Below are 17145 nucleotides of genomic sequence, written 5' to 3'. Positions count from 1 at the left end.
ATAGCAGTCTCTATTTTTCACAAACTAATTTGCCTTAATCTGCTTGTTTATCAGCGTTTTCTTCCTTCTTTGTGTCTTTTTCTCTGATCACAAGGACACCATCTTCCATGTCTGCTTCGAGATGTTTGGCATCCAAGTTATCCAAGTGGAAGTCTGTGACTTTGTCACGGATTTGTTGTTCAACTACCCGACGGAGTGGACGAACACCCATCACTTCATCATAACCTTCTTCAGTCATGTATTCTTTAGCTGCATCGCTCACTGCCAAGTCGATTTCTTTCTTAGAAAGGGTCTTATTGACATCTACCAACATCAAATCAACAATCTTAGAAAGGTCTTCCTTGCTCAAGTGTGAGAATTCAATGACAGCGTTGAAACGGTTGAGGAATTCTGGACGGAAGTAAGGTTTCAAACGATCCATGAGTTCTGGTTTATCCGCATCTTCTGTCAAGTTAGCTTCGTAACCAAATCCAGCGTTTGAAGTGGCGATAATCACAGTATTCTTGAAGTTTACCGTGTTCCCTTGACCATCTGTCAAACGACCATCATCCAAAACTTGAAGGAGAAGGGTGATCACTTGAGGATCCGCCTTTTCAATTTCGTCAAGAAGGACGATAGAGTAAGGGTTACGGCGAACACGTTCTGTCAAGGTATTGCTGTTGTCATCGTAACCAACATAACCAGCTGTTGTACCAATCAATTTAGAAACGGCTGTGCGGTCGCTGTATTCTGACATATCCAAACGGATGATGGCATCTTTGGTACCGAACATATCAAGCGCCAATTGTTTAGCCAATTCAGTCTTACCGACACCAGTAGGACCTACAAAGAGGAAGCTACCGATTGGACGGTTCCCTTCGTCAAATCCTGCACGGTTCCGACGGATAGCACGTGCCACTGCTTCAACGGCTTTATCTTGACCGATAACCTTAGTTTGCAAGCGGTGACCCATATCTTTCAAACGTTCGATATCAGTTGCACCCATTTGAGACACTGGAATACCCGTCATCCGTTCTACTGATTCAGCCACATCGTTGATTGTTGCTGTTACTTTATGGTCTTCCGTATGGTTTTCAATTTTCTTTTCAAGTTCTTCGATACGAACTTTTGCTTTCAAAGCTGCTTCGTAATCTTCTTTAGCCGCAGCTTCTTCTTGTTTGGTTTTTTCTTCTTCAATTTCATGTTCCACAGCATGAACATCTGTTACAGGATGTTGGGCTGCCAAGTGAGCAGCTGTCACATCGACCAAGTCAATGGCCTTATCAGGCAAGCTACGTTGTGGAATGTATTGGATCGAATAATCAACTGCTGCTTTCAAAACTTCATCTGGCAAGATGACATTGTGGTGTTTTTCATAAAGATCACGGATCCCTTGGAGAATCTTGAAAGTATCTTCAGCTGATGGAGCATTGACTTTCACTTCGTTGAAACGACGAGCAAGAGCCGCATTCTTCAAGATGGTGTTACGATATTCATCTTGAGTGGTTGCACCAATGACAGTCAATTCCCCACGTGAAAGAGCAGGTTTGATGATATCCGCAAGACCTTTAGATCCTTGACCATCACCTGTGCTGCCTGCACCAAGGATTTGATGGATTTCATCAAAGAAGAGAATGACATTTCCCATAGCCTTGACTTCTTGGATCAGATTTTGAATATTTTCTTCAAAGCTACCACGGTATTGCGTACCAGCTTCTAGACCAGAAATATCAATCGAGATGATTTCTTTGTTTTTGATAGCCGCTGGAACATCCCCGTTCACAATAGCTTGTGCCAAACCTTCTACAACTGCTGTTTTACCAACACCGGCATCCCCTACAAGGACAGGGTTGTTCTTGGTACGACGAGACAAGATTTCAGCAGTTTCTTGAATTTCTTTATTACGTCCGATGACCGGATCCAATTTTCCTTCACGAGCTTCTTCGGTCAAGTTACGACCAAGTTTTGCAAGGATCCCATCTTGTTTCATTCCTTTACCTTGATGGTGTTGCACTTGCTCACTTCCTTCATTTGGAAGTTGACCAGTTTGGCGGTAAATAGCGAATTCTTCTGGTGTCACTTCACGACCGTTGATCATGTAGCGACGGCTTTCAGAACGAAAACCACCCATGTTTCCCATTAGTTGATTGAAAAGATCATCCATATTGTTAAAGTTGTTGTTCATATTGTATACCTCTAATTTACATAATTTTAATTCATTCTTGAAAATTAGCAGACCAATTGGCTGCTGTTTGATTGTTTACATAATTTTAATTCATTTATTTAATAATAGCCCTACAGGCTAACAGTTTCTATTTTTCCTTTTATCAATTAGTTGTCTTAATTCTGGAAATAGCATATCACCATCTCCTTTCCACTATTGATCTTGTAAACCAGTAGGCTTTTTCAACCTCTTTTTGTTTACATAAATTATTATAGCGCAGACTGAATTCTTTGTCAACACTTTTTTACATAATTTTTTAAATTTATTAAAAAAATCTGGAGTCACTCCAGATTCCATATTTAAATAGAAGTTCTTGGCTAGATAGATTTAAATTTACCAGCTTTTTCTTGAATAACCGTCTGTACATTTTTAGCAAATTGACCCACCATGGATTGATCCAGTTGCTTTCCAACGACCTGGACGTCTTCTTCGGCTACTGTTGTAATCGCAGTCAAGCCATCATTGTAACGTTTCTCAACTCCTGCCTTGCAGGTCAATAAAACGGGCGCATAGACAACCCGGATTAAATCTTTTTCAAGTTTCTTTCGGCTTTCGATGATCCTCATCTTATCTTTCATATCTAAATCAAAGAAATCTTTGACTGGACTATCACCCATACTTCCTCCTCTTCTATACTATGAAACTTTATCTTGTGCAAACTCCTCTTCCAGTTGGCGTCTATCTTTCCGGTAGGATTGCCATAAATTCTCTTCCTCGATTTCGATCTGTTTTAAGGCTACTTGTGCAGCTTCTCTAGCTTCGAGATCATACTCTTCGATACAGCGATGGAGGGACTCCCATCCACAACTGACATCAACCTCCTGCTTTTGTAAAAAGGAAGCTGCCATCGCATATTCTTCTTCCAGCATCTGGGTGAAGAGCTGCTGTTTTCTTTCCACTAGGCAACGCTTTTCATCTAGCTCCAAGCGCGCTTTTTGGAACTCTCTTTCCAAGTGATCTAGTTTCTTTTCCTTTTTTGAAAGAGTAGATGAAATTAATAAGCTAGTTGTTCCCACTGGTTCATTTCTCCGGCTATTTCTTGATCTTTTGCTTTTAAGAGCTCAATTCCTGCATTCACTTGCTCGTTTAAAGCATGAAATTCATTCGATAAGGACTGATATGCAGCCAAACGGTTGTCGAATCTTTCTCTTACTTCAGTGACAACTGTTTGCCTTGTTGCACCAGCCTGTGCATAGGCCTCTTCTACTTCGGAAAGATTGAGAATGAAGCCTTTCGGAACGGTCTGTAATACTTTCTCCAAAGCTTCTAAATCTGTATCCAGTTGTGCCTTAGATTTCTGAGCTTGCTCCAGCCCTTCATCCACTACTCGAATCAGCTCATCAGAAGCCAAGCGCGCCTGCAAAGCATCAAGATAAATCCGTTCACTTGAGCTCAGTCCACCACCTGTTTTTTGTAATTTATCTTTTAGGCGATAGTAAACCTTCATCCGCTCTTCAATGATTTCCTTGCGAGTGATGGCTTCCGTTCCCTTTTCAAGAACCAAATTCCCATCCTTATCATAGATATAACCATGCATCATGTGCTGCAAGCCGGTATTTTTCAAATCCTTAGTTTTGAGGTGCTTGACAATCCCACTGGATTCCTTGCTTCCAGAATCCTGATAGCCCAAGCTAACCAAATCTTTATGGTCAATGTGGTTGTAGATTTTGTACTTCAGCGCATCTATACGCGCTTTTTGCTCGGGTGTTAAGATGGGATAGGCATTAGGGCCATTATATAGATGGACAGTCCCAATATGAGAAGCTTCCTCTTCCGTCAAACAGGCAAGCGCATACTGAATATTCATAGACCCTAGAGAGTGGCCGTATAGATCGATCTTGGCATTGGGGTATTTTCGGATCACCTCTTTCAAATGAGCTGCAGCATCTTTAAACTGCGGAGGTGGGAAAGTACCTCTATCTTTGTTGTACTCTTTTAAAATGGTAGCCCCAATAAATACTGGAAACTTTGCTTGACTATCAATTAGAATATCCGTTCCCATACCATATAGATTTGCTTTCGCCTCACGATAAGCATTTGTTATTGGATTACTTCTAATACTCTTGACAAAGCTTTTTACATTATTTCCAACATTTTTATCGAGTAAACCAAACGGATAACTAATAAGCTCCGAAATATTATAATCGGCAGTTTCATCCCTTTTTTTCAAATTCTCCTTAATCTTATCTCTAGTGAATCTTTTCGCATAATCTGTCGCATAGTTCGCCGCTCCATTGGGACCAAGAATGTTAGAAGCTGCTGGCAAATCCGTCTTTACCCAATCCGTATATGTATCATGGAGTAATTTTTGTGTACTTGTTTCAGTTTCAGATCCCTTCATCAAAACTGTCACATCATGGATTTGGGCACGATCTTCATCAGAAGCAGTATAGGGGACTGGATCTTCATTAATTCCCATACCATTATTTGTTAATACAAAAACTTGTTCTTCATTTCCATTGGTACTGTCATATATATGAGAAACGTGACCAATGTACTCTTCATTCTTGGGACCAATATCGAATTCCCGTCCAACTTTTATATCCTTTTCATACTCAAGTAATGCAGTTTTAACATTTTGTTGATCATTAAAATTTAAATTTTCAGCCATTTCAATTTCCCTTCAGAAGATCGTTCAATTCCTTTGTTTTACCGTAGTATGTCTCTTCATACTTACCAGTAACTGAATCTTCTTGTATAGTTGTACTTAACAATAAATTTTCATTGTCATTGATAATGATTTTGATCATAAGCCCTCCCATCGGATTATAATCTAAATCATCTTTAGAAATTTTATATGTTTTTATTTTTCCTTCTGGAGTAAGAGCTTTAGGGTCTAATTTTTTCAACATATTTTCAATCGCCACTTTCATCTTCTTACTCTCTGCGATTTGAATCATTTCTTGTTTCTTGGCAGATTGTCCATTTAAAAAGCTACAGCCTCCTAAGCTCAAGCTAAATACTACCATTATCAACACAATTAATTTACTTTTTTTCATCTTCTTCCCATTCTTTCTTCAGGTTTCTTAGAATTTATTATACAAAATTCTATTCATACCTGAAATGTTACTTTTGTTAAAAAATGTTGCCAAATCGTTACAAGCACTAGCTATTGATGTAACATATTGGTTTTGATCCATAAATGTTTCTATTTAACTATATTAGATTAGGGGTATTTACCTAAATGAGTTTATTTCCCAGTCTCTTCTGCTTTACTTAACAGATCATCTAATCTTGCTGAAATACCGTAACTACCTGCTTCGAACTGTCCTGAATCCTCCATTTGAACAGTCGTATCGATCGTTAACTTTTTATCGCCATTGATAACGAGAGATACATTCATGCCTCCCATTGGATTGTATTCCAATTCACCTTTTATCAAGGTATAGGAGTGAATGACTCCTTCTGAAGTGAAAGCTTTAGGATCGATACTGATTAACAAGTGTTTTATCGCTCGCTCCATTTTCGTGCTTTCTGCTATCTGAATCATTTCCCTTCTCTCAGCAGCTTTATCTGTAAAAAGACTGCAGCCTCCTAGAAACAAAGTCAGTAAGAATAGTAGCATTAATCGTTGTTTTTTATCAGTCATATGTTCCCTCTCACTTATATTATTCGTAATGATTTTTAAAAAATGACCCAATTTTTAAGAATTTTTTCCAGATTCTAAAAAACACACCCTTACTGGGTGTGTCTCCTGTTAAATCATGTATTCGACACTGTAGGTGGCGTCGGATAAAATCCGTGAAAGGAATTGTTTAGTTCGCTCTTCCTTTGGACTATTGAAGAATTCATGCGGTTCATTTTCTTCGATGATGTGACCGCCATCCATAAAGATGACATGATTAGCCACATCACGCGCAAAGCTCATCTCATGTGTCACTACAACCATGGTCACTCCTTCTTGGGCTAGTTGCTTCATAACAGCTAGTACATCCCCGACCAACTCTGGGTCTAGCGCTGAAGTCGGCTCGTCTAGCAAAATCACGTCTGGTTTCACTGCGATGGCACGCGCGATTCCGATCCGTTGCTGCTGGCCACCTGACAATTGCGAAGGATAGTAATCCTTATAAGCGAGGAGACCGACCTTTTCAAGGGCGGATTCTGCCCGTTGAAGAGCTTCTTCTTTTGGAATCTTGCGGGCTACAATCAGGCCTTCCAAGATATTTTCAAGGGCTGTTTTATTGGCAAAGAGATTGTAATGCTGGAAGACAAAGGCTGTCTTTTGGCGGATTTCTAGAATTTCTTTTTTACTGAGCTTTGAGAGGTCATACTCTTTTCCACCTAGGGTGAGGTGACCTGTATCTGCCTTTTCCAAGTGATTGAGGCAGCGAAGGAAGGTTGTTTTTCCTGATCCAGATGGCCCCAAAATAACGACCACATCCCCTTGGTTGACCTTGAGATTAACATCTACCAAGACCTGGTGGTCCTTAAATTTTTTCGATACGTGTTCTACTTCTAACATCTTCTTATTTCTCCTTCTTCTATGCGAGTGTCAGGCGTTTTTCTAAGAGATTGAATCCCCATTGAATCACCCCACAAATGACAATATAAAGAATAAAAATCACTAGATAGGATTCAAAATATTGATAGCCATAAGAGGCTTCGACTTTGGCAATGGCAGTGATATCCTTGATGGTCATGACAAAGACAAGGGAAGTTCCTTTGACCAAGTTGATAACCAAGTTACACAGATTGGGCAGGGCCGCACGAAGCGCTTGTGGAAAAACAATGCGGATATAGGCTTGGCGATTGGTCAAACCAATGGCTTGCGCTGCTTCTAGCTGGCCCTTATCCACCGTCAGAATGGCTGACCGTAGAATTTCAGCCAGACTCCCCGTTGTCATCAAGCTAAAGATGATAAAGGCATAGTAAATGGGATTGATCTCAAAGACATTAAAGTGACTGCCAATACTCTTAAAAAAGCTATTTAAGAGGCTGGGAAAGAGACTATAAAAGAAGAGAATCAAGAGAATCGGAGGCGTCGCGCGGATAAAAGCTAAGTAAATCACTGAGAAACTGCGAACACCTTTGACCTTATAAATCTGACCGAGCGCCAAAAAGAGGGCTGGAAGGAAACTCAAGAGGATCGATACGACCATGATCAGAAGGGTCACTGGAACACCACCCAAGGTGGCTAGAAATGCTTTACTAATAAAATTGAAATCCATAAGCTACCTTTCTGTTACACTGAGTCGTTTCTCAAGGAATTGAGCGGAGAAGGAGATCACAAGGGCAATTCCCCAGTAGATCACTGCTACAGCTGTATAGGTCTCGAGGGAATAATTCCCAAGATTGCGGCTGATCAAGTTGTTGCCTGCTCCCATAATATCTATAAAGCCAATGGTATAAGCCAAAGCGGCATCGCGCATGAGATTCAAGATGGCGGTCGTCATATTTGGAAGAGCCACGCGAAAGGCTTGGGGAAGGACAATCCGCCAAATGGTTTGAGCTGGCGTCAAGCCGATACTCAAGCCTGCTTCCATCTGACCTTTTGGAATGGCCAAATAGGCTGCCTTGAAGACTTCAGAGATCATAGCGGCAAAGAGAAGAAACATGGCCACAAGAACAAAGACAAACTTGGACCAGTGGTCAATGTCAATGCCCAACCACCAGTTCAAAAATTGGGGAAGTCCATAAAAGACCAAAAAGAGTAAGACAATCGGAGGGGTACAACGCAAAGTAAAGACATAACCTTTTGCAAGACCTGCTCCTACCTTATCTTCTGATACTTGTGCCCAGGTCAAAACCAAGCCAAATGCAGAACCGAGAACCGTCGTTAAAACCATCAAAGCTAGGGTCGCTGGTAGGGCTTGGACCAAGGTTGGAATAAATGACCAGACCTTGGAAATGTCGTATGAGACCATGTTTCTTTTCCTTTCTGTATCCGTATAGAAATAAGGAAGCTGGGGCTATGCGCACCCAGTTCCATCTTATTTCTCTTTATCTACATAACTGAAGACATCTTCACCGAAATATTTTTTCGACAATTTAGCAAGTGTACCATCTTTTTCTAACTCTTTGATAGCCTTGCTGTATGCTTCCGCAAATTTTTCGTTTTTCTTATCCTTATGGATCAATGGGTAAGTTGGAATTCCTTTGTAGGCAAACCAGCTCAGTTTGTCCGCATATTGGTGGTAAGAACCATCTTTATCTGTGACAGCTTTTTCAAAGGAAAGTTTGATGTCAAAGAAGGCATCGTAACGTCCTTCAAGAACCCAAGCATAAGCATCTGCGACTTTGAAAGATTCCGCAGCTGTTAATTCGATTTGTTGGTCCTTATGCTTTTCATTGTATTCTTTAATAACATTCCATTGTGCATTTTGTGGTGAAATTGGAACCAATTTTCCTTTTTCTTTAGCGAAGTCATCGATGTTCTTGTATTTATTCGCATCTTCTTTCCGTACGGTAAAACCGATGATACTTGCTCCAATTGGTTCTTTTGGAATGATAAATTTCTTGGCACGTTCTTCGGTATACCAAGCTCCTTTGGTTCCGATATCGTATTTACCAGATTCTAGACCGATCAAGAGATCGTCATCACTCGTTCCAGTGTACTCAAACTTGTAGTCTGGTAGTTTTTCGTCAATGGCTTTGAGAACGGCTACTTCATAGCCATCTGATTCCCCTTTTTCATCAACGAAATCATACGGTACATAGTTTTGAGTGTGGGCTACTTTCAAGGTTGTCACCTTGTTCGATCCTGTTGAGCCCTTGCTGTCGTTTGCATGGTTCAAGCTCCGTCCAAGAATGGTTGCACCTGCAATGGCAAGTACTGCCACCCCACCGATAATCCATGTTTTTTTACTCATACTCTGTTCTCCCTTTTTCTATTTTCCTTATTCTGCTGCAGCTTCACGAACCCATTCGATTCGTTCTTCATCAATGTCACTTGGGATGGTACAATCGGCACCGATGACCAAGCCTGTCGTTCCTGTTTCTGCGATGATGCGTTTGGTTTCTGCTTGGATGGCAGCCTTGTCTCCTGTGTAGAGAAGACCATTTTTGCCATTTTCAAAACCACCAAGAACCGTACGTCCACCGAAGATTTCGCGTCCTTCTGCTAGGCTGATGCCTTCTGGTCCGACTGCCCAGTTAATGACTTGGGCTGGGTAGTCTGTGAAGAGATGGATATCATTGCGAGCTCCTTCGTAGCCACAGATATGAAGGATATTTACGCCACCAGCTTCATTAGCTGTCTCTAAGACATGGAGTTCACTCGGTGCGATGACTTGTTTGTAAACTTCCTGACTGACACGCGCATCTTGGATACTTTGAACACTGAGGTAGATCCCGTCTGCTCCTGCTTCTTTAATGATTCGTTGGCTCAAACTTGCAATATCTTGGCCAATTGTATCCAATACTTTTTTAAGAGTTGCTGCATCTTGATCGATAAAGTTAGCGATCAAGTCATCTCCACCTGAAACTTCTCCGACCAACCATTTGAAGTAGGTCACCGGAGCAAAGATATTGTAGATAGCCACAATGTCTTCTTCAAAACCGGCACGGATTTTTTTAACGAGCTCTACCTGCTCTGTGATCCATGGATGATCTGCTCCGAGTGGTTCAATCCCTGCTAAGTCAGAGATATTTTCCAGACCTTTGTGAATGGCTGGGTTTGGATAAGCAAAGTAACCATCGCTCATGAGTTTGACAAAGTCTGGTTTGACCTTGTGAAGGAAGTTTTTATGACCATTGAGGTTTTTTTCAATAATTTCCGGATTAGAAAATCCTTTCAACCATTCTTCTTCTGTTGTAAAATGATGCCAAAATCCAACTGGCACACGGTCAACTGCTTCTCCTTTAAAAGCTTTTAACACTAATTCTCTTTTTGATGACATGTTCTTACCTCGTTCTATCTTTTCTTGTTTGTTATCTTATCACTTCAATTATGCTTTGACTAATATATATTTTTTATCAAGCTCTTCATCTTTTTTTATCACTGATCTTCAAGAAGTAAAATTCCCGCTATATCAGAGGGGCGAAGGAGAGAGAGACTATGGGCTGGAATTTTCTCCAATTTTTCGATGTCCGGATCTTTCCGTACAATCCCATGACTGCTTGCTAGAGCAACTTTACTAAGCCCGAGAAGCAAAAACAAAACGGTTACCAGGATACACCATACATTGATCTTTTTCATCTCCCTCTCCTTTCTTTTTACAATACGGCTGCTTGACGCACCCAATCTAAGCGTTCCAATTGGAAATCATCTGGCACGGTGCAGTCTGCTCCAAGAATCAAACCACGACTTCCGGCTTCAGCCACCAAGCGACGCGTTTCTTGCTCAATAGCTTCTCGTTCCCCTTGGTAGAGCAAACCTTTCTTGCCATTGACAAAGCCACCCAAGACGGCACGATCGCCGAAAAGTTTACGACCTGCGGCTAGGCTAAGGCCTTCATGATGGGTCGCCCAGTTAATGACTTGGGCTGGATAATCCTTGAAGAGCTCCACTTCATTGCTGGCCCCTTCAAAACCACAAATATGAAGGATATTGATGCCTCCAGCTTCATTGGCTGCTTCTAGGACAGCGATGCTGCTAGGCTCAATGAACTTGCGGTATTCTTCATCTGTCACACGCTCATCTTGGATCTGCTGGGTTGAAAAGTAAATACCTTCAATACCTGCTTCTTGGATCAAGCGACGACTTAAAGTAGCGATGTCTCCTGCAATCACGTCAAGGACATGAGCTAAAGTTTCTGGATCTTCCTTGATAAAGTCTGCAATCACTTGGTCTCCACGAGATTGATCCGTACGGAACCAGCGTTTCAAATAAGAAATGGGCGAGAAGATATTGTAGAAAGAAGCAATCTCTTCATGGAAATGAGAACAAATTTCCTTGACCACCTCGATTTGTTTTTCAATCCATGGATGATGCTCTCCAATCGGTTGAATATCCTTCAATTCTCGGATCGATCTGATCTCTCTCGAATAAAGAGCACTCGGATAGCGGAAGAAGCCATCACTCATGATCTTGACAAAATCAGGTGAAATTTCTTCTACATAGTGTTGGTGGCCCTTAATACTTTTTTCTACTACAGCCGGATTGTCTAGACCCAATTCTTTTTCTTCTTGGGTCACATAATGGAGCCAAAATCCTACAGGGATTCGCTCTACTGTTTCGCCTCGAATGGCACGAAGAACCAATTCTTTTTTACTCATACTGTACATCCTCCTCAATATTTCTCCAACAGAAAGACTGACTGCTTTCCTTCTGGAATTTGTAACCATGATATCACCTCAAAAAGTAGCTGACTAATATATTTTCCCTATCAAGGCCTTAAAATTTCTTTATTGAGAAAGGCATCAAAAAAACGCAAGTGCTTGAAAATAGGGACTTGCGAGTATCTTTCTTTATTGTTTCATTTTAGAAGAAAAGGGATGCTTTGATCTTTTCTTGATCCGGTTATAGCAGAAAACTATATCCCTTCTTTTAAAGGAAAAAATAGCATATGTTGAGGCGAAGAAACCTTTCATAGCAGCGTTTTTCCTTCTTTTTCTTTTCACCGATTCCTAGACACCTTCTTCTCTTTCTTGTCAGGCAAGATTGAAAGGAGTATAATTTTTATAGAATAATTTTAAGGAGTGTACGGTTTATGAAAACAACAAAAACCACCTTTACCATCGTTTCTGCTCTTGCTTCTGTCATTTTACTGACGAGTTGTGGAAGCAACACCAACAAAACGCAAGAGACAAAAGCAAGTAGCACTAAAAATCAGGTGACGATGACCTATGATCAGCAGCGCTCACAAGAAAATACCATGTCTGTTCTCTGGTACCAAAAGGCAGCAGAAACCAAGGCTTTGTATTTACAAGGCTACAATGTCGCTACTGACCGTTTGAAAGTGATCCTCCAAACTCCTTCTGATAAGCCTTATTCCATCGTCTTGGATTTGGACGAAACTGTTTTAGACAACAGCCCTTACCAAGTTCAAAACGTCAAAGATGGTACGGCCTTCAATCCTAAAGATTGGGATGTTTGGGTGAAAAAAGCAGCCGCAAAAGCGGTGCCAGGTGCCAAAGATTTCCTTCAATATGCGGATCAAAACGGGGTTCAAATCTACTACATTTCTGACCGTACAACCTCTCAAGTAGATGATACCATTAAGAACCTTGAAAAAGAAGGCATTCCTGTTCAAGGACGTGACCACCTCATGTTCTTAGAAGATGGCGTCAAATCAAAAGAAGGCCGTCGCCAAGCTGTACAAGAAAAGACCAATCTTGTCTTGCTCTTTGGGGACAACCTGGTTGACTTTGCAGACTTCTCTAAGACCTCTGAAGCTGATCGCGACAAGAAATTGGACGAATTGCAAAAAGAATTCGGTGAAAAATTCATCATCTTCCCAAATCCAATGTATGGATCATGGGAATCTGCTGTTTACCAAGGTAAAAAACTAGATGCCAAGGGACAAACAGAAGAACGCCTCAAAGCCTTGCAAGGTTTTGATAAATAAAGCAAACATCCTCGCTAGGAAAAACCTAACGAGGATGTTTTTTTCTATATAGATAATTTTATTCAACTGTTACAGACTTAGCAAGGTTCCGTGGTTTATCAACATCGAGCCCACGATGAATGGTTGCAAAGTAGGCAATCAATTGGGTTGGTACCACCATTGAGATTGGAGAGAGGTAAGGGTGAACCGCTGTCAAGACCAAATCATCTGTCTCTTTAGCGACATTTTCTTCTGCAATGGTTAAGACATGAGCCCCACGTGCTGCCACTTCTTGGATGTTTCCACGTGTGTGGCTGGCTAGGACTGGATCAGACAAGAGGGCGATAACCGGTGTACCCTCTTCGATCAGAGCGATAGTACCGTGTTTCAACTCACCCGCAGCGAAGCCTTCACATTGGATGTAAGAAATTTCTTTTAGTTTCAGACTGGCTTCCATAGCAACATAGTAATCTTGGCCACGTCCAATATAGAAAGCATTGCGGGTTGTTTCCAACAAGCCACGAACTTTTTCGTCGATCACTTCTTTTTCTGAAAGGGTTGATTCGATCGATTGGGCAACGATAGACAATTCGTGCACCAAATCAAAGGCTTTGGCCTTCTCATTGCCATTGGCTTCCCCAACAGCTTTAGCCAGAAAGGCAAGGGCTGCGATTTGAGACGTATAAGCCTTGGTGGAAGCGACCGCAATTTCAGGACCAGCATGGAGCAACATAGTCATGTCTGCTTCACGTGAAAGAGTAGATCCTGGAACATTGGTCACTGTCAAGCTTGGAATGCCCATTTCATTGGCTTTGACCAATACTTGGCGGCTATCGGCTGTTTCACCAGATTGGCTGATAAAGATGAAGAGTGGTTTCTTGCTGAGAAGTGGCATGCCGTAGCCCCACTCAGAGGAGATACCGAGTTCTACTGGAGTATCCGTCAACTCTTCTAGCATTTTCTTAGAAGCAAATCCAGCATGGTAAGAAGTTCCAGCTGCAAGAATGTAGATGCGGTCTGCTTCTTGAACCGCTTTGATGATAGCTGGCTCTACCACTACTTGACCAGATTCATCTGTATAGGCTTGGATCAACTTACGCATGACAGTTGGTTGCTCATCGATTTCTTTGAGCATGTAGTATGGGTAAGTCCCTTTTCCAATATCAGAAAGGTCAAGTTCAGCCGTGTAGCTTGCCCGTTCTTTGACGTTTCCATCATAGTCTTGTACTTCAACGCTGTCAGCCTTGACAATGACCAACTCTTGGTCATGGATTTCCATGTATTGGTTGGTTTCACGAATCATGGCCATAGCATCAGAGCAAACCATATTGTAACCATCTCCAAGACCGATCAAGAGTGGTGACTTATTTTTCGCTACATAGATGGTGCTTGGATCTTCCGCATCCATCAAAGCAAAAGCATAGGCCCCACGGATGATGTGGAGGGCTTTTTTGAAGGCTTCAAGCGTAGACAAGCCCTCTTCTTCAGCAAATTTTCCGATCAAGTGGGCAGCGATTTCTGTATCTGTTTGCCCCTTGAAATGGTGACCTGCTAGGTATTCTTCCTTGATTTCAAGATAGTTTTCAATGACCCCGTTGTGGACCAAAACAAAGCGACCTGTTTCAGAGCGGTGTGGGTGAGCATTGTCCTCAGTTGGTTTTCCATGAGTGGCCCAACGGGTATGTCCAATCCCAGCTGTCCCTTCGACACCTTCTGCCTTAGATGACAATTCTGCAATACGGCCAACTGCCTTTACCAATTGGCTCTTGCCTTCACTAGCCAGAAAAACACCCGCAGAGTCATAGCCTCGGTATTCGAGTTTTTCAAGTCCTTGAATCAAAATATCAGTAGCATTTGTATTTCCTACAACACCAACGATTCCGCACATAGTTTTTACGATATAGCCTTGCTATACTTTCCCCTTTACTTAGTCAAACGACCCATGGTCGATTTCTCAGTTACTTTAAAATTGGTCTAGTCTAATTTGACCAAAAAGCAACCAGCGGAGTCAGTATACAATACTTCTTACAGTTTGTCAACTAGGAAATTCAAGAAAATTGGTCTAGTTAAGGGAGGGTTAAGAAAAACCTATCAACATCTTGGTTGATAGGTTGCTTTTTCTACTCTTCAAATCCATTCCGCTGACTCAACTTACGGAACCAATGACCAGATTTTTTGAGGGTTCGTTTTTGACTTTCGAGCTCCAACTCAACTAAACCATAGCGGTTCTTGTAGCCATTGAGCCATGACCAGCAGTCAATAAAGGTCCAGATCAGATAGCCTTTACAGTTGGCACCATCTTGAATAGCCCGGTGGAGCTCGCGAAGATGGTCTTTGACAAAGTCAATCCGGTAATCGTCTTGGATCACTCCATCCTTGCGAAATTTTTCCTCTCCTTCAACTCCCATCCCGTTTTCGGTCAGGATCCACTCGATATTGCCATAGTTTTCCTTGATATTTTGGGCAATGTCATACAAACCTTGCTCATAGATTTCCCAACCTCGGTGGGGATTGATCTTGCGTCCTGGCATGACATAGGGTTCATAAAATTGTTCAAAGAGTAAGGGAGATGCTGGATTTGGAGCATAACGAGGAGCTGCTACACGGAGTGGCTGGTAATAGTTAACCCCTAGGTAATCCACCGTATTTTCCTCGATCAAGCGCAATTCAAAGGGATCATAATCCGGTAAGAGATCACGCTCCCGTAGGATCTCCACTAATTCTTCAGGATAATGACCAAGAACAGATGGATCTAAAAAAGATTTGGCTTGAAAGAGCTCGGCAATACGCGCAGCTTTCACATCTTCTGGATGCTGGCTCCGAGGATAGGCTGGTGTCAAATTGAGCACAATCCCGATACGGTAATTAGGATTCACCTCATGACAGGCCTTCACTGCTAGAGAGCTTGCTAACTGGGTGTGGTAGGCTACTTTTACAGCTGCTGCTGCGTCTACCTTATGAGGAAAATGGGCATCATAAAAATAACCAAATTCTACAGGGACAATAGGTTCATTAAAGGTGATCCACTGATCGACCAGATCTCCATAGGTCTTGAAACAAAAACGCGCATATTCCTGGTAAGCATAGGCGGTTTCTTTATTTTCCCAACCATCCCCTTGCTCTTGAAGAGCCATCGGTAAATCAAAATGATAGAGGTTGACCAAGAGGTGAATCCCTTTTTCTTTAATCTTTTCAAAGACACGGCGGTAGAACTCAACACCTGCTTGATTGATTTCCCCTCGTCCTTCTGGGAAAATACGTGACCACTGGATAGAGGTTCGAAAGGCAGTGTGGCCGGTTTCTAACAAGAGGTCCAGATCTTCTTCCCAGTGTTCATAAAAAGTCGATGTTTTCTCTGGTCCTTGCCCTTGATAAAAGCGGTTGGGCTCGATCCTATACCAGTAATCCCAGAGATTGTCTCCCTTTCCATCCTGGGCTAGACGCCCTTCTGTTTGAGGGCCCGAGGTCGAACTCCCCCATAAAAAATCCTTTGGAAATTGATACATGTCCTAATCCTCCTCATTCTACTAGCTCTATTGTAGCGCATCCTCCTCCAAAACCTAGGCACAATTTACAGTCTTTCTTACGCAGATTAAAGAAAAGAGAGTGGGACAGAAATCGGTCATTCGTTAGAATTCGATTTCGTCGTCCCACCTCCGCACAGTTGAGTAGGGCTGTAAAAGCTGATGAAATCAGCGTAGTAGAGCCCACTCAACCACTGCGTCTTGCTCGACAATCAAAAGATAATTGAGAGGCTAGGACTTTTGTCCCAGCCTCGGTCTTCGTTATAAGTCATTCACAACATATTCAAAGAGCTTGCGATCTGCTGGGCTCTTGTCAAAACGCAATTCCGGATGCCACTGAACGCCGAGGAAACGACTCTCATCTGTGGATTGAACGGCTTCTATGATGTCATCTTTAGGATCCCGCGCGATCACTTCTAAACCATCTGCCAAGTCTTTAATACTTTGATGATGGAAAGAATTGATGCGACTGGTCTTACCATAGATCTCTTGCAGGATCGTCTGATCCTTGGTCACCAACTCTTGGCTGGTGTACTGACCTGGATTGTCCTGCCAGTGGTGTTCAATGTCTTGATACAGAGTTCCCCCTAGAGCGACATTATAGAGCAGGGTCCCACGGCAGACGGTAAAGATCGCTTTTTTAGCCGCACGCGCTTCTTCAATCAAAGCCAACTCAAAGAGATCGCGTTTCAAGAGGTAGTCATCACTGTCGATGGTGATTTCTTCTCCGTAAAACTTGGGCAAGACATTTTGTCCACCGGTAATGATGAGCTTATCAATCATCGATATGTAGTCTTTGGCCAAGGCTGCATCTCCAATCGGCAAGATCAAGGGAATCCCTCCTGCTTCTTTGACCGCTTCGACAAAACCAGTCGCCGCATAACTCATGTTCGCGTCTGGATCATCCGGGAAGGGTCTTTCATTTCCTGTAATTCCAATCACTGGTCTTATTTTCATACTTGTTTCCATATACTTTCATTCGTTTTCAAGG

17 protein-coding genes are annotated in these 17145 nt (G+C 42.1%); 1 reads left to right on the top strand and 16 read right to left on the bottom strand.

What is annotated here, in order from left to right:
• Positions 1-34: 34 nt before the first annotated feature.
• The 13 genes from O3646_RS04790 to O3646_RS04730 form a co-directional block, all read right to left on the bottom strand.
• Positions 35-2164, bottom strand: coding sequence for an AAA family ATPase (locus tag O3646_RS04790; RefSeq protein ID WP_021154368.1), 2130 nt, complete (start codon positions 2162-2164; stop codon positions 35-37).
• Between the two features lie 356 nt (positions 2165-2520).
• The gene (locus tag O3646_RS04785) at positions 2521-2820 is read right to left on the bottom strand and encodes a hypothetical protein (protein WP_049523162.1); all 300 of its coding nucleotides are present in this window, start codon (positions 2818-2820) and stop codon (positions 2521-2523) included.
• An 18-nt stretch (positions 2821-2838) separates the two neighbouring features.
• The gene (locus O3646_RS04780; RefSeq protein ID WP_049474433.1) at positions 2839-3219 is read right to left on the bottom strand and encodes a hypothetical protein; all 381 of its coding nucleotides are present in this window, start codon (positions 3217-3219) and stop codon (positions 2839-2841) included.
• Positions 3198-4814: a hypothetical protein gene (locus tag O3646_RS04775; protein WP_371610610.1), complete on the bottom strand. Its 1617-nt coding sequence runs from the start codon at positions 4812-4814 to the stop codon at positions 3198-3200. Before O3646_RS04775 ends, O3646_RS04780 begins: the two co-directional genes overlap by 22 nt.
• Position 4815: 1 nt before the next feature.
• A complete protein-coding gene (locus tag O3646_RS04770) occupies positions 4816-5202 on the bottom strand; it encodes a DUF1310 family protein (protein ID WP_371610609.1) in 387 nt (128 codons plus the stop codon).
• A gap of 191 nt (positions 5203-5393) precedes the next feature.
• Positions 5394-5768 (bottom strand): DUF1310 family protein, encoded by a 375-nt coding sequence (locus O3646_RS04765; protein WP_371610647.1) that lies wholly within the window; start codon positions 5766-5768, stop codon positions 5394-5396.
• A 132-nt stretch (positions 5769-5900) separates the two neighbouring features.
• Positions 5901-6665 (bottom strand): amino acid ABC transporter ATP-binding protein, encoded by a 765-nt coding sequence (locus O3646_RS04760; protein WP_371610608.1) that lies wholly within the window; start codon positions 6663-6665, stop codon positions 5901-5903.
• A 19-nt stretch (positions 6666-6684) separates the two neighbouring features.
• Positions 6685-7371 carry an amino acid ABC transporter permease gene (locus O3646_RS04755; RefSeq protein WP_023919541.1) on the bottom strand — a complete coding sequence of 229 codons (687 nt, stop codon included), beginning with the start codon at positions 7369-7371 and terminating at the stop codon, positions 6685-6687.
• 3 nt (positions 7372-7374) lie between these two features.
• Entirely contained in the window at positions 7375-8067 is a 693-nt protein-coding gene (locus O3646_RS04750) for an amino acid ABC transporter permease (protein WP_371610607.1), read from the bottom strand.
• 66 nt (positions 8068-8133) lie between these two features.
• The gene (locus tag O3646_RS04745; RefSeq protein WP_003004175.1) at positions 8134-9012 is read right to left on the bottom strand and encodes a transporter substrate-binding domain-containing protein; all 879 of its coding nucleotides are present in this window, start codon (positions 9010-9012) and stop codon (positions 8134-8136) included.
• Positions 9013-9039: 27 nt separating this feature from the next.
• A complete protein-coding gene (locus tag O3646_RS04740; RefSeq protein WP_371610606.1) occupies positions 9040-10041 on the bottom strand; it encodes a uroporphyrinogen decarboxylase family protein in 1002 nt (333 codons plus the stop codon).
• Positions 10042-10139: 98 nt separating this feature from the next.
• Positions 10140-10340: a hypothetical protein gene (locus O3646_RS04735; RefSeq protein ID WP_049482364.1), complete on the bottom strand. Its 201-nt coding sequence runs from the start codon at positions 10338-10340 to the stop codon at positions 10140-10142.
• Between the two features lie 17 nt (positions 10341-10357).
• Positions 10358-11359 (bottom strand): uroporphyrinogen decarboxylase family protein, encoded by a 1002-nt coding sequence (locus O3646_RS04730; protein WP_045759043.1) that lies wholly within the window; start codon positions 11357-11359, stop codon positions 10358-10360.
• Positions 11360-11793: 434 nt separating this feature from the next.
• Here O3646_RS04730 and O3646_RS04725 point away from each other — a divergent pair, with 434 nt between their 5' ends.
• On the top strand, positions 11794-12651 hold the full coding sequence (locus O3646_RS04725) for a 5'-nucleotidase, lipoprotein e(P4) family (RefSeq protein ID WP_049485854.1): 858 nt from the start codon (positions 11794-11796) through the stop codon (positions 12649-12651).
• A gap of 58 nt (positions 12652-12709) precedes the next feature.
• On the opposite strand, the gene glmS is transcribed toward O3646_RS04725, so the two are convergent.
• The 3 genes from glmS to O3646_RS04710 form a co-directional block, all read right to left on the bottom strand.
• Positions 12710-14518 (bottom strand): glutamine--fructose-6-phosphate transaminase (isomerizing), encoded by a 1809-nt coding sequence (gene glmS, locus O3646_RS04720; RefSeq protein WP_371610605.1) that lies wholly within the window; start codon positions 14516-14518, stop codon positions 12710-12712.
• A gap of 232 nt (positions 14519-14750) precedes the next feature.
• The gene (locus O3646_RS04715; protein ID WP_201036995.1) at positions 14751-16136 is read right to left on the bottom strand and encodes a glycoside hydrolase family 1 protein; all 1386 of its coding nucleotides are present in this window, start codon (positions 16134-16136) and stop codon (positions 14751-14753) included.
• 279 nt (positions 16137-16415) lie between these two features.
• Positions 16416-17111: a gamma-glutamyl-gamma-aminobutyrate hydrolase family protein gene (locus O3646_RS04710; protein ID WP_371610604.1), complete on the bottom strand. Its 696-nt coding sequence runs from the start codon at positions 17109-17111 to the stop codon at positions 16416-16418.
• Between the last annotated feature and the right edge of the window lie 34 nt (positions 17112-17145).

This window comes from Streptococcus sp. 27098_8_148 (genome assembly GCF_041432105.1).
Classification (GTDB): Bacteria; Bacillota; Bacilli; order Lactobacillales; family Streptococcaceae; genus Streptococcus; species Streptococcus parasanguinis_AE.
This window is presented reverse-complemented; position numbering and strand designations above follow the sequence as displayed.